Source organism: Psychrobacter sp. Ps6, from assembly GCF_022129235.1.
Lineage (GTDB): Bacteria > Pseudomonadota > Gammaproteobacteria > Pseudomonadales > Moraxellaceae > Psychrobacter.
On the sequence record NZ_JADQAI010000006.1, the window covers coordinates 104288 to 117701 of the forward strand.

Consider the following 13414-nt stretch of genomic DNA (forward strand, 5'->3'; position numbering starts at 1 on the left):
CTACCACTGGTAGCCCTTTTTTATGCTGATCGTCAATCATTATTCGCGGCGGTGCTTGGTATGGCTATCTGGTGCTTGCGCATTATCAGGCAGCATAGCCTTGACCGTTAAATTTGCATACTGTCTATCAAGATTGTCTTCTGGGCGACCAAATGTTTTTGCCGTCCAGGTTAGTATGACAATAGCCCCACTCAATAGCATGATTGCCACAGAAATGGTGGCCAGCAACCATAAATGAAAATAATCTGACACTGCCTGCACATCGACAACTAAATGTCGTGATAAAGCCGTTATGGCAATAAATATCAAAAACTGTACGGGCAAACGATGGGTTTTAAAGTAAATCCCTATCATAGCCAGCAGCTCAAGATAAATGAATAGCATCAAAATATCTTTTAAATCCGCTGAGCCTTTTTGGACAATATAAATAAACTCTTTACCTGCCGTCCAGACCACCACCACGCTGATTAAAAATAAGATAACGTAATGACAGACATCGACAAACTCTCTACCAATACCTTGTAGTCGCTCATGAATACCTACGTCTTTTTTAGCCATTTTTAGGTCCTATCAACTAAGAGGTGGTTAATTTGGCCTGAGGCTACTTTGCCTCAAGCCTTTTATCTATCGGCGATCAGCACTCACATGACTATCTTTTTAGTTAATCCCCAAACCTGCTGATTTTTCAGCCGCATCGACTGTCTGGCGAATAAGCGTGTTGATGGTCATCGGGCCAACGCCGCCTGGCACTGGCGTATACGCGCTAGCAATGTTTTCCATGCCTTGCATTTCAATGTCACCAACACCGCCGTTATCCGTTGGATGGAAACCCGCATCAATTACTACTGCGCCTTTTTTGATCCATTCTACTTTGATCAGCTCAGGCACACCTACAGCACCAACAACGATATCAGCACGCTTAATATGAGACTCTAAGTCTTGCGTTCTTGAATGACAGATAGTCACCGTACAGTTCGCATTGAGTAGCATCATCGCCATTGGCTTACCCAAAATAGCACTACGCCCTACGACCACAGCCTCCAAACCCGAAAGCTCGATATTATAGTGCTCTAGTAAATGCATGATGCCTTGCGGTGTGCATGAGCCATAAGCGGACTGCTGCATCGCCATACGACCAAAACCAAGGCAAGTCACGCCATCGACGTCTTTTGCTAAGTCGATTTGCTCAAAGCAAGCGCGCTCATCAATATGCTCAGGGACTGGATGCTGTAACAAAATACCGTGTACGTCTGGATTGCTGTTTAGCTCATCAATCTTTGCCATGAGCTGCTCAGTGGTCGTGGCACTGGGCATTTCAACACGTATAGAGTCCATACCAACACGGCGACAGGCGTTGCCTTTCATACGGACATAAGTGGCAGAGGCTGGGTCGTCACCAACCAATATCGTCGCTAAGCTTGGGGTGCGCCCCGTCTTATCCTTGATCGCATCCACGCGCGTGCGTAGATCCTGTTCTATTTGTTTGGCAAGTGCTTTGCCGTCCAAAACGGTGGCGGACTCGTGGGCAATAGACATAGTAACTCCAATAGAGGGTACGATATAAAAAAATAAAGACAGCGCGTGCAAGTACTTTGCATGCCTGTCTTTTGCTTCGTCAACCTTTGACTGATAATAATATTGTACCTGTGTACGCTGCAAAATCCTAGCGTGTATTGGGATACAATAAAAAAATGGGCTACTATCATCTAGCAGACCATTTCATTCTCATGCATTCGCGTTATTTATTAGCGGCTATAGGCTTGAACTTAATAAGTCTGAAACTCTAGCCCAACGCCTGCACCAATATCGCTTGAAGCATTGTCTGAATCGACACCCCATACACGAGATGTCACTAAAGTTTTTGGATTCAACTGATGCGCCCATGATACATCAATAGCTGTTAATTTATCCGTTATTGGGAAGGCTTGATTATCAGACTTTCCAGTGCGATTGTCTAACTCTCCTGATTGATTGACCTTAGCATATTGCAGTTTTGTATTGATAAAGTTTCGACTATCTAGCCATAACTTGCCACCTACTGATATGCTCTCTGCATCGCCGCCCAAAGAATGCCCAAGTGGGTAGCCTTGCTGGTAGTACCCATCGGTATATGTACCATGATCATATGATATGCCTCGGACTTCACCACTAGTACGTGTGTCTGCATACTCTGTATACAATTGATATGGTTTTCCATAAGCTTCCGAAGCGTAGTCTGCACCCGCCAAATACATATTTTTAGCAGGTAGACCCCCTGCTTCATCTTCACCAATATATTGACCGTAGATACTCGCAGGAATATTGATCAGTGGGGCAAGCTGCACCTTAGCATCAAAACCACCTAATTGGTTAGCAGGGTCTTCACCAATCGTCGCACCATTGTCACCATTATCTTTAGTGCCTAAAACAGCATCACCAAAGGAGCTAAAACTCTCTGGACGACCTTCCCCGCCCCACATAAAGGTTCGAGACGCACCAACTTCTAACCATGGTAAAGGACTGGCCGTCAGACGAGCACCAAATAGCTTAGCATCTGCTACGGCATCATAATCTTCAAGTTGACCTGCAAATAACTGATACTGCCAAGGACCAACCCATGAAAGATAAGGCGAGGTTGGTGCATTTTGCTTATCACGTTGCATGGTGATACCTGCAACAGGACGACTGGCATCGCCACGAATCAAACTGCCGTCAGTACCAGGGCCCCACCATGTCGGGATCTGACCGGCAATCAACCATTGATTGGCAGCAGAGCCAGCAATATATGAACCTTCAAAACTCAAATCGTTACTGTCTTCGAGCAAACTGTCGTTTTTTAGATTGGCTTGAAGTTTCATCTCCCAATTTTCTTCACTCAAACTGAGTGCTGCTGAAACCTCTTGCCCTGCTAAATGGTCATCAGCAAAAGTTTGCGGTAACTGCTGACGATCTGTCTGTACATAAGCGTCTACTTCAGCCTTCACCAAGGAGTTGGGTTTTTGAGCAAGTGTTGCACGGACTGACTGTAGTACTTTTTGCTGTGCGTCAGTGCTCACTTGAGCCGTGGTGATTGCTTTTGTAATTTCATTAGCAGTTAGAGGCCATGTACTGGTACTAATGTGAGTGACGCCTTGCGCGTTTAACCATTCTAGCTCTGATTTGAGCTTCATATCATTCATATACAAATTCTGTGCTGAGGCCAGCATGGATACCATACCCAGCCCTACTAACACACTCAGCTGCTTGTACTTTCTTTGTTTAGACATAATTATCTACTCTTTATAAAGTGTACTTATCCAGAATAGATAAGTTTTAATGAATCATTATTTATTTAGCATCCGTATCGATACGGACAAGAACTTTGTCTAAAGCCTGAACCGTTTGCGTAATTTCTGCCTCTGTCAAGGTTGGATGCACCAAAAACATCAAACTGGTTTCACCCAATTGTTTGGCTATTGGCAGCCTGATTTCTGGACGCAGACCTGTATCATCAAAGGCTTTTTCTAAATACACTTCAGACGCCGAGCCTGAAAAGCACGGCACGCCTTGCTCATTAATCGCTGCAATAATAGCATCTCGTGTCCAGCCTTCAGGCAGATTTTCAGGTTTTACATAAACATAAAGTTTGTAGTAAGCGTGCTTGGCATCAGCAAAGTCGGCGCTTTCTTCTAGGCGGGGTACAGACAGATAGCCTTTTTCTGCCCAGCGTGTACACGCATCCAAAATTGCCTGCGCGTTTTGCGTGCGTTTTTGTGTCCAATCGCTCATGCGCGCCAGCTGAATACGTCCGATTGCCGATTGCATCTCAGGCATACGCCAGTTGGTACCAAAACTTTCATGCAGCCAGCGGTAGCCAGGTGGGTGCTCGGTTTCATAGACAGCGGCGTAGCTTTTGCCATGGTCTTTGTACGCCCACATTTTGCGCCACAAGCTTTCATCATTGGTAGTGACCATACCACCTTCACCGCCTGTGGTCATGATTTTGTCTTGGCAAAAGCTCCATGCGCCTACGTGACCGATACTGCCGACACTGCGTCCTTTGTAGGTTGCGCCATGTGCCTGCGCGCAGTCTTCGATGACGTATAAATCATGCGCGTCTGCCAATGCCATGATGCCATCCATATTGCACGGCCAGCCAGCCAAATGTACGCAAATGACGGCTTTGGTCTTATCGGTCAATACGGCTTTGATGGTCTCAGGCGAGATATTGCCAGTCTCGGCATCCACATCCGCAAATACAGGCGTCGCACCTGCATTGACCACACAAGAGATACTGGCAATAAAGGTGCGCGGCGTGACAATCACCTCATCACCTGCACCGATATCCAGCGCTTTTAATGCCACATCCAATGCTAGGGTGCCATTAGCAACGGCTACCGCATACTGGCTGTCTGCCCACGATGCAAATTCTTTTTCAAACTCGCGCCCTTCTTGTCCTGTCCAGTAGTTGACTTTATTAGACAACAAAACAGCACTAACCTTGTCCGCCTCTTCTTGAGTAAAGCTGGGCCACGGTGAAAAAAATGAATTTAGCATAATATCCTCAATAAATAAGACGTTGGAACTATAAGGGCGATAGGTTAAGAAAAAACTGAGCGCATCTTAGCGCGCCAACGGTCTGGCGGGGTTGCCTATCACGACAGCACCTGCGGGCACGCTTTTGGTCACAACTGCACCCATACCTACGATAGCGCCCTTCCCTATGACTAAAGGTTTGTCAGGAGTGCCTTGTTTGATCACGGCACCTGCACCGATATAGGCATGGTCATGGATATGAATGTTGCCGTTACAACTGACACGCGGGGCAAAGGTCACATAGTCGCCGATGATACAGTCATGCTCGACATAACTGTATAAGTTGGCATGAAAGCATTTGCCAATACGCACATTTGCACCAATAGTTACAAACGGACTAAGCGCTGCACCTGCTGCTATGCTCACGTCATCCATAATGATGGTGCTGTCTGCTTGTACTGACCAGAGCGCGATATCATCGGCAGCAAGTTTGGCTGTGATGCGCGCGCGTACTTGGCTATTGGCAATGGCTATCAGTACTGACTTGTCAGCGCTGAGTGCGACGAAATCTTGATAGTTCATCGCTGGATAGCCGTTGACCGTAGCAGGCTGCTCTAAGCCGTCGTCAATAAATACCAAATCTGCTGTGCGCTCTTCCCGCATCACCGTCATTTTGGCAACAGGCATCAAGCTACGACCACAGCCTGATGCGCCATAAACCGCATATACCTTACGCATGACTTGGCTCGGCTATACTGCCAGTAAACTTTGGCATCGTTGCTTCACCCTCAGCGCTGATACCATCTTTGATAACCACTTTTTTAACCGTTTTTACCAAAATTTTAATGTCTAGCCACAATGATTGATTGTCCACATACCACGCATCGAGCGCGAACTTTTCATCCCAGCCAATTGCATTACGCCCATTAACTTGCGCATAGCCTGTAATACCAGGACGCACGTGATGGCGGCGCTTTTGCTCATCATTGTATAGCGGCAGATATTCCATCAATAATGGACGCGGCCCTACCAAGCTCATATCGCCTTTGATCACATTCCACAGCTCAGGCAGCTCATCCAGACTACTATCACGCAAACGCTTACCAAAATCGGTCAAGCGCTCGCTATCAGGCAACACATTGCCATCAGCATCAATAGCATCTTTCATCGAGCGAAACTTGAGCATCTCAAACGGCTTACCATCCAAACCTGGACGTACTTGACGAAATAAGACAGGCGAGCCTAGATTCTTTTTTACTTTATAAGCGGTCACCGCATAGACAGGGGCTAAGACCACAAGTGCGCTGGACGCTGCTGCAATATCAAACAGTCGTTTTATCATTGTATTCCCATCTCCATTAACATCATCTGGTTAACCGCATTGACATCAAATTTATCCATAGCCACTTGGCGAGCAGTACGACCCATCTTAACAATTAACTCAGGCTCATCGATGAATTTTTGCATAGCTTCAGCCAAGGCGTCCGCATCCTTGACGGGTACCAGATAGCCATTATGCCCATCAATGACTGTCTCGCGGCAACCTGGCGCATTGGTTGTGATGACCGCGCGACCCATGGCCATTGCCTCTAGCACAGTACGCGGCGTCCCCTCACGATAAGAGGGCAACACATAGACGGAGCTGTCTGCGATGGCAGGCTTGACATCTGTAAGCTTGCCTAAAAAACTGACTACTCCATCGTCAATCCAAGCATCCAGCTCACGCTGCGCAATCGCATCAGGATTGTCATCGACCCAGCCTACCAAGTCAAACTGTATTTGCGGATGACGCGATTTGATAATGGCTGCGGCCTGAGCATACTCACGTACCCCTTTTGCGCCAAGCAAACGCGCAATGAGCAAAAATCGCGGTACAGGCACGTCGTTTTCTGTCGGCAATGGCGCAACGCTATATTCTGATACATTGACGCCTGAGCCATTGACCACCGTGCTAGGTGTTGATGGCTTTAAAATACCCATTTTTTTAAATAGCGCTTGATCATCAGGATTTTGGAAAAAGACTTTATCGGCTGTCATCAATGCTGCGGCATATAACTGATGCATCACTTTTTGTAGATTGGACTTTTTGTACCCTACCTCATCTGCCCCACTAAAGGCATAGCCAAGCCCTGTGATCAGCGCAAAAATATGCGGCAAACGGGCAAGCTTAGCAGCGAGCGAACCATAAATAACCGGTTTGATGGTATAGCCAAGCACATAATCAGGCTTAACTTTCGTCATCAAGCGATACAGCTCAATAATGGTTTTTAAATCTTTTTTGGGATTGGTACCCGTACGTTGCATAGCAATGTCATGGACGACATATCCCAATACTACTAGCTGTTCGCGCTCTTCTAGATAATTATTAAATTCAGGTGCCGCTATATGAATTTCAAAGCCTTTATCCTGTATAGCTTTAATTAGAGCACCACGGAACTTTAAGATAGAAGCAGGGTAACTGGCTATTATTAGGAATTTACTCAAACCAAACTCCTTTTAACTATATCTCTAGCTGACTTCCAAAACTTTGAACGACGTTGTTTTAAAACGCTTTGGTCGTATTCTTTGGATTTCTTATAATTCAACTCACCTTGCTCGAATCTAAGTTGTTGAGAGTTTATAAAAAAATCTATTTTTTTCGCTAGAGCTATTGAGTCGTATGGTTTTATCAAAGCATCTTTAGATAGTAGCTCAGGAATACCACCTACATCAGTTGCTATTGCGGGTAAGCCGACACTCATCGCTTCGATTAAAGCACGAGGTAGACCTTCGGTATAGCTTGGCTGAATATACAAGTCTAATGAACTCAACCATTTAGCAACTTCATCTCCACCTTTGAGGATACCATCAAAGAAAACCAAGTCATTTACACCTAGTGCTTTCGCTACAGATTTGTAATGACTTTCTAAAGAACCAGATCCTAATATATGTAGTTCAACATTTTCCATACTATTTCTTAGGAAGCCAATAGCTTTAATCGCTTCGGCTATGCCTTTATAATGATTATTAAAAGAGCCAATTAATCCGATCTTGAAATTTCTTTCATTGACTTCATAGTCTTTAATATCAATAAATCTTTCTTGTATTGATACCTCAACATTTGAAGCATAGCTTGAAATACCATCAGTTGGATATTTTTTTTGAAGAGCCAACCGAGTTACATAAATGACACCATCAGATCTTTTTATAAAAAATTTATTTAACCCTGAAAAAGCATAAACGAATACCTTAAAAAAAAAATTTATATTTTCTTTAGATGTTGTGAGTGCTTCTTGAGGATCACCAACAAGCTCAATAAAATACTTCTTTTTTATAAAAGCATTTAAAATTAAAGCATAAACCCCTAGAAAACTTGGTAACCGTACAATAATAAAGTCAGAATTCGATATATCTCGGATAATACATCTACTATTTTCAATTAAAAAAACTGAAAAAATATTTGGGAATTGCAACCCTTTAACAGAATTAAAAGTAATGTTATCTAACTCTATCTTAGATAGATTACTATTGTTAGCTATCTCTTCCATTCGACTAACTACTACTAGTTTTTCAGAAAGTGAAATATAGCGAGAAAAAACCTCGTCTGTAATTTTTCCTTCAGAAAAATATTTATCCTTAATTTTCTTAAACTTATGATCATGAACAAAAGTAATATTCATATGAACAACCTTTCATAAAAAGCATTAAAACACTTATCCGCATCAAACTTTTCAATAACTTGCTGTTGATAAAGTACATTTTTTTGTGGTCGATTTTTATAATTAAGTTCTAACGCTTTAACAAAAGAATCTATATCTTTTGGATTGTACAAGTTTTTTAGATCGAGAACTGTTTCTTTTATAGATTCAATATTAGAAGCAACATAAGGTAATCCTATCATCATTGCTTCAATCAATGCATTTGGCTGTCCTTCTGTAATTGAAGGAAAAAAGTAACAATCCATAGTATTTAAGAATTTTGAAATATCGCTTCGATTCTCAAAAACTAAAATCCTACTATCTAGTTTTTTAGTTTTCAAGATATCTTGGAGGTTATTCTTGACTCCGTTACCGCATAAAATAAAGTATATATCGTCATAGTTTTTTACTAATATTTCAGCTACAGATAAAATAGTCTTGTGATTCTTCGCTGGATTGTAACGTCCTGTATGTCCTACGACAAAAGCCGTATCAGGGATACTAAACTCTTGTCTTAGATTTCCTGACTCTTTTAAGAAGAGTTCAGCATTTATACCGTTCTTTATAATTTCAAATCTACTATCGTTTTCCCAATATTTCGAAAAAAAGTAATCTAATCCAGCTTTAGAATTTGAAAGAATATCTGTAGCGTATTTTTTCACCATCATTTTTACTAGTCTGTCATATGAGTTTCTGAATATGTCTGACTTAAAACGATTAGTAGAGCTTCTATAAAAAGCTACTCTTTTATGAATACCAGCCTTATGAGCTACTAATAAAACTAAACCAGAAAAATTTCCTGTGAAATCACAAACAGAAGATATTTCATTATCTACAAAAAATGAATTTAAAGACATAGTATTTCTATAATTAAAGAAACCTATTTCCTTTTTTATTATAACTAAATTAATTATTTCACTATATGCATTTTCTAACTGACCACCTTTTCCACTTTTGCAATAAACATAAATATTTTTGAAATTACTATGATTTTCCTTTAAAAAACGAAGTAAATAGTTTTCAATACCGCCGCTATCTAAGCTGTTTACAAAAAATACAATTTTATCATTTTGAGTCATATCATATCCTTTTCCATACTACTTTCTTATTCCGTTTTAAAAGAAATAAAATAAGCAACAATATCAGAACCATAAAAGCTATAGGCTGAATTAATAGTAATAATACCAATACTAAATAAGTTAATAAGTGAGTGAAAATCGAATTTATATTTGAGATATACCTTATTAATAAAATGTAAAAAACTGGAAAAGCAAATAACCCAAACCATCCTAGATTCGAAATACTTTCTGATAAAAAAGAGGTAGTGAGCCCCCAACCATATAAATAATCATTACCAAAGTTACCAAATGCTGAGTTTGTAAAGTAGACCGCATAAGGATATGGCTTTTCAGGATAAATCGATCTTGGAATAAAAAAAGTTAATAAAAATAGATACGAAGCTCCTTTAAATGGTAAAACAGAATTATTATTAAATAACTCGTGATATATTACAAATTTAACTCCATAATCACGGCTAAAATCTACTCTTAGATTTGTTATTACCTCTAGAAGGCTAGAGCCAGATTCTATATTCTTTCCATATAATTTCATAAAAACAGCTGTGAGCAATAAAAATATTACTGCAATCAGTGAAAGTTTTCTTCGACTAACAGCTTTAGAGATAAATAGTATTGCGATCTGTACCATAAAAAATACTACTACGATACTTCGCTTACCATGCAAGTAAAAATTAATTAATAAAAGTATACTAATAAAAAATATAGGAATAAGATATTTAAACGAATTATTATTATTTATAGACTTAATATAGTAGAGATTGGCTAACGTACTTAATAAGGTTGAAGCAAGCACTAGTTTACTTATGACACCTTGAACTGCAGGACCTTCATATCTATTTCGATCCGTATAATCCATATAAAAATCTAGGCTACCAGTATAAAAAACAAGTATAATTGGAATAAAAATCAAAGCCCAATACAAGTATTTATATTTTTTAAATAATATAGAAAAACGATATATTTGGTTCTTCAAATTTTCTGTACCGATAGATGAACTTTTAACCATTAGATAAGAAAACAACACCAATATTATTGATATATAAATATTATAAAAAATAGTAGTTTTCTCATCAAGAAGAGCCTCACGCATTACATAAGTGGAACTTGGTCCAATAAACTTAGTTCCTACTAAAAAATCTAATACTTCTGGTAAGATATAGAATATAATTAGTACTGGAATAATAAAATAGTAGGCGTTTATTGCTCCTCTTAGAAAACCTTTGACTAATAAAGTTATGGAAAACAGACAAATTATATATAGTAAGAAATAACTTATTAAGAGCATAGCCTATTATACCAATAGAAATAGAAAGTTGTAATGATTCTATAAGGTTTTGAATCATTCAATCTTGTGGATTAAAGTTATTTTCAATTCATTCTAAATTATCATTCCAATAACCTATAAAATCATAACTCTGAATATACGTACATTATCTTTCCTGTTTGTGTTAGGTCTATACGTTCACAAAAGTTAACTTTAATACGTATGTCAGGGAGTTCTGTCATAATTCTATTTAATACTGCTTCTAACTCATCTGAATTAAAAGGCTCATTTTTAACGATATTTAACTCTAATAAGTTGATATCTTTTTGTATTAATTGAAATGATTTAATACTAGGTTTAGCGAAAAATAGCGTTGTAAAGAATTGTCCATCAATTTTAGTACCATCAGCCTTATGAATGACACCTAAAGTTCTACCTGTAACTTTATCCATTTTTAAAGTACCAAACTCTAGATCATCACCTTTTACCGCTCTATCTCCGATCTTATAACGAATTAGTGGCATATAAAAATTATTTAAAGTTGTAATAACAATTTCACCTTCTTCACCCTTTTTAACAGGCTGATTATCATCATCTAATATTTCTAAAAATAAATTGTCATAAAAAACAAACATTCCTTCATTTTCATGAGCTTCAGATGCAATTGCGGATACCTCTCTTGAACCATAAAAGTTGTAGACATGCGCATTATTAAAAGCCTTACTTATTTCATCTCTCATCTCAGGGTATAACGGCCCTGTAGTACAATGAATTACAGGCTTACATTTAATTTTTATATTATTTTTATTAATATATTTAGCCATATCGTAAACAGAGTGTACATAGGCTTTAATAAAGATAGGTTTCGTTGAATTAATTTGCTCAATGTAACGACTGATTATTTCATCGCTCATCACAAATGTATTAAGTGTCAGCCTATTGTTTAAGAAATTTTTGAAGTTAAAACTAGTGTGGGTACTGTGCATGTCTCTTTCAGCCCCCCACAAGTCAATAGACTTTCCAAATATATCAACTTTATTCAACTCTAATGCATAATAGTAAGCAGCTTGCCCGTGAATATTTTGAGTATTAGTTCTAAAGAACGTCAATGGCTCACCAGTAGAGCCACCAGATGTTGCCTTATTCACTTCATCAATTTTTTTATATGACTGGTTGATCAGAGCATCAGGATTATCTCTAACCATGTCTTTGGTTAAAACGGGTATTTTACAAAACTCTGAATAGGTCAGATTTTTAAGATCACAATGCCCTTGCATAGACTTATAAAAAGAAATATTTGAGAATGCCATATCTAAAACAACGAGTAACTTGTTTTTTTGATATATCAAGTTCGAACTATAATTATTGATATCACGGCTCTTTAATAGCTTTAATATCTCTATAGCTTTTTTAGATCTCAGTCTTCTATAAATCATAGTTAGTGATTGTTTCATTTTAGAACCTTCTATCAAAAAATTATTAGACCCAAAATAATCAATAACCTCTGATTATTTTTATTACTTTATCAGCATACTTTTTAGAAAAACCTATATTTTTTAACCAGATTTTTCGATTTATAATACGCAATCAATGTTAAGAAAAGGTGTTTTCTCTATGTGTATGGCTATTGGCATATCAACTATCTCTGTTTTTCGATTTGTTTAGCTTCATACAGAATACTCAAACCTAAAATGGCTCGTGTTAATGTTATCGTAATAGCTGCACCTATATAGCCATACAGTATCACTAATGGAAAAGCGGATACAAATCCAATGAAGGAACAAACAACAGTTATATTTCTTAGTTTTTTCTCATATCCCTTTACAATCATAAAATTTGTACCAAAAGTACTAATTAGCGCCGAAAAAATGATAGATATAGACATAATTCTAAGGATTATGACAGCGCTTACAAACTCTTCTGTATAGAAGAATCTTATTATGAATGGCGCTAATATCAATAAACTTATACATGCAAATATAGATAGATAAATATTAATTTTAGCGTATAAATTGTGCGAATCTATTTTTCTAGATAGTAGCGGGAAAAATACTCTTGATACAATTAAGAGAAATTGCTGACTTATATTTATAAACTTGCTACCAGCATCTAACAACCCATTGGCAACACTACCACCATAAAACCCAAGCAGTACTACAGAAAAACTATTGTATAAGTTTGGCATTATATTGTTTATGAATACATCAGTGCTGCCTTTGATCGTTTTAAATATTTCTATTAATTTTGGTCTATGAATTTTTATCTTCCATTTTGCTAAGATTATGTACATAGCGATTAAACCACTTACTATAAACCCTAGGCTTATAAATAATGGTTGTAGAATAAAATCCGACTTTTCCTTTATAAAAACAAAAACTAATAAAGTGAAAACTAATTTGCTAGAAAGACTAAGAATGGTGATGAATTTCATTCTTTCCATAGCTTGAAAAAACCATTCAGGAAAAATTATATTTCCTGGTATCAATAAAAAGCTTACGAGAAGAATATTTTTATTTTCTCTAAAATATGGAATAAAAGCTATTGCGATCATTAGGATTAATAGTGATATAAACATCAATACTATTCTTGCCCATAGCACATTACTAAATATCTCAGAAACTTTATTCAGATTTTCTTTGCTTAATGCTACATCCCTAGTAGCTGTATAATTAAAACCCCAGTCAGATATAGTTTTAAACCAAACGATAACTGCCGCTGCAAAAGCTATTTTACCAAAGCCTTCTACGCCAATGACCCTAGCAAGATAAGGGATAGTAAGTAAGGGAAAAATATAGCTAGCGATTTGCAATAGCATTAAATATCCAAAATTACTAGCTACTGTTTTACCATCTTTACTTTTTTTGAGGCGTTCTAAAGTAGATTTTAATTTACTAATCATA

At 38.2% G+C, this 13414-nt stretch carries 12 protein-coding genes; all 12 read right to left on the minus strand.

What is annotated here, in order from left to right; translation table 11 throughout:
- Positions 1-39: 39 nt before the first annotated feature.
- Positions 40-558, minus strand: a complete 519-nt coding sequence (locus I3255_RS08735) for a phosphate-starvation-inducible PsiE family protein (RefSeq protein ID WP_058024361.1) — start codon at positions 556-558, stop codon at positions 40-42.
- 99 nt (positions 559-657) lie between these two features.
- Positions 658-1536: a bifunctional methylenetetrahydrofolate dehydrogenase/methenyltetrahydrofolate cyclohydrolase FolD gene (gene folD / locus I3255_RS08740; RefSeq protein WP_238038493.1), complete on the minus strand. Its 879-nt coding sequence runs from the start codon at positions 1534-1536 to the stop codon at positions 658-660.
- Positions 1537-1766: 230 nt separating this feature from the next.
- Positions 1767-3245 carry a capsule assembly Wzi family protein gene (locus I3255_RS08745; protein ID WP_238038494.1) on the minus strand — a complete coding sequence of 493 codons (1479 nt, stop codon included), beginning with the start codon at positions 3243-3245 and terminating at the stop codon, positions 1767-1769.
- A 61-nt stretch (positions 3246-3306) separates the two neighbouring features.
- Positions 3307-4515, minus strand: a complete 1209-nt coding sequence (locus I3255_RS08750) for a DegT/DnrJ/EryC1/StrS aminotransferase family protein (RefSeq protein ID WP_238038495.1) — start codon at positions 4513-4515, stop codon at positions 3307-3309.
- A gap of 66 nt (positions 4516-4581) precedes the next feature.
- Positions 4582-5232: a NeuD/PglB/VioB family sugar acetyltransferase gene (locus I3255_RS08755; protein WP_238038496.1), complete on the minus strand. Its 651-nt coding sequence runs from the start codon at positions 5230-5232 to the stop codon at positions 4582-4584.
- Entirely contained in the window at positions 5225-5836 is a 612-nt protein-coding gene (locus tag I3255_RS08760; protein ID WP_238038497.1) for a sugar transferase, read from the minus strand. Before I3255_RS08760 ends, I3255_RS08755 begins: the two co-directional genes overlap by 8 nt.
- On the minus strand, positions 5833-6978 hold the full coding sequence (locus tag I3255_RS08765) for a glycosyltransferase family 4 protein (protein WP_238038498.1): 1146 nt from the start codon (positions 6976-6978) through the stop codon (positions 5833-5835). Before I3255_RS08765 ends, I3255_RS08760 begins: the two co-directional genes overlap by 4 nt.
- Positions 6975-8153: a glycosyltransferase gene (locus tag I3255_RS08770; RefSeq protein WP_238038499.1), complete on the minus strand. Its 1179-nt coding sequence runs from the start codon at positions 8151-8153 to the stop codon at positions 6975-6977. Before I3255_RS08770 ends, I3255_RS08765 begins: the two co-directional genes overlap by 4 nt.
- Positions 8150-9250, minus strand: coding sequence for a glycosyltransferase (locus I3255_RS08775; RefSeq protein ID WP_238038500.1), 1101 nt, complete (start codon positions 9248-9250; stop codon positions 8150-8152). The genes I3255_RS08770 and I3255_RS08775 overlap by 4 nt, the downstream gene beginning before the upstream one ends.
- Position 9251: 1 nt before the next feature.
- The gene (locus I3255_RS08780) at positions 9252-10535 is read right to left on the minus strand and encodes a hypothetical protein (RefSeq protein WP_238038501.1); all 1284 of its coding nucleotides are present in this window, start codon (positions 10533-10535) and stop codon (positions 9252-9254) included.
- Between the two features lie 122 nt (positions 10536-10657).
- Entirely contained in the window at positions 10658-11968 is a 1311-nt protein-coding gene (locus I3255_RS08785) for a hypothetical protein (RefSeq protein WP_238038502.1), read from the minus strand.
- Between the two features lie 185 nt (positions 11969-12153).
- On the minus strand, positions 12154-13413 hold the full coding sequence (locus tag I3255_RS08790) for a flippase (protein ID WP_238038503.1): 1260 nt from the start codon (positions 13411-13413) through the stop codon (positions 12154-12156).
- Position 13414: the final 1 nt, after the last annotated feature.

Bases quoted from the DNA above. Each gene is read 5' to 3' on its own strand.
- I3255_RS08785 (WP_238038502.1), bottom strand. From the start codon at position 11,968: ATGAAACAATCACTAACTATGATTTATAGAAGACTGAGATCTAAAAAA.
- I3255_RS08775 (WP_238038500.1), bottom strand. From the start codon at position 9,250: ATGACTCAAAATGATAAAATTGTATTTTTTGTAAACAGCTTAGATAGC.
- I3255_RS08780 (WP_238038501.1), bottom strand. From the start codon at position 10,535: ATGCTCTTAATAAGTTATTTCTTACTATATATAATTTGTCTGTTTTCC.
- I3255_RS08770 (WP_238038499.1), bottom strand. From the start codon at position 8,153: ATGAATATTACTTTTGTTCATGATCATAAGTTTAAGAAAATTAAGGAT.
- folD (WP_238038493.1), bottom strand. From the start codon at position 1,536: ATGTCTATTGCCCACGAGTCCGCCACCGTTTTGGACGGCAAAGCACTT.
- I3255_RS08760 (WP_238038497.1), bottom strand. From the start codon at position 5,836: ATGATAAAACGACTGTTTGATATTGCAGCAGCGTCCAGCGCACTTGTG.
- I3255_RS08745 (WP_238038494.1), bottom strand. From the start codon at position 3,245: ATGTCTAAACAAAGAAAGTACAAGCAGCTGAGTGTGTTAGTAGGGCTG.
- I3255_RS08750 (WP_238038495.1), bottom strand. From the start codon at position 4,515: ATGCTAAATTCATTTTTTTCACCGTGGCCCAGCTTTACTCAAGAAGAG.
- I3255_RS08755 (WP_238038496.1), bottom strand. From the start codon at position 5,232: ATGCGTAAGGTATATGCGGTTTATGGCGCATCAGGCTGTGGTCGTAGC.
- I3255_RS08735 (WP_058024361.1), bottom strand. From the start codon at position 558: ATGGCTAAAAAAGACGTAGGTATTCATGAGCGACTACAAGGTATTGGT.
- I3255_RS08790 (WP_238038503.1), bottom strand. From the start codon at position 13,413: ATGATTAGTAAATTAAAATCTACTTTAGAACGCCTCAAAAAAAGTAAA.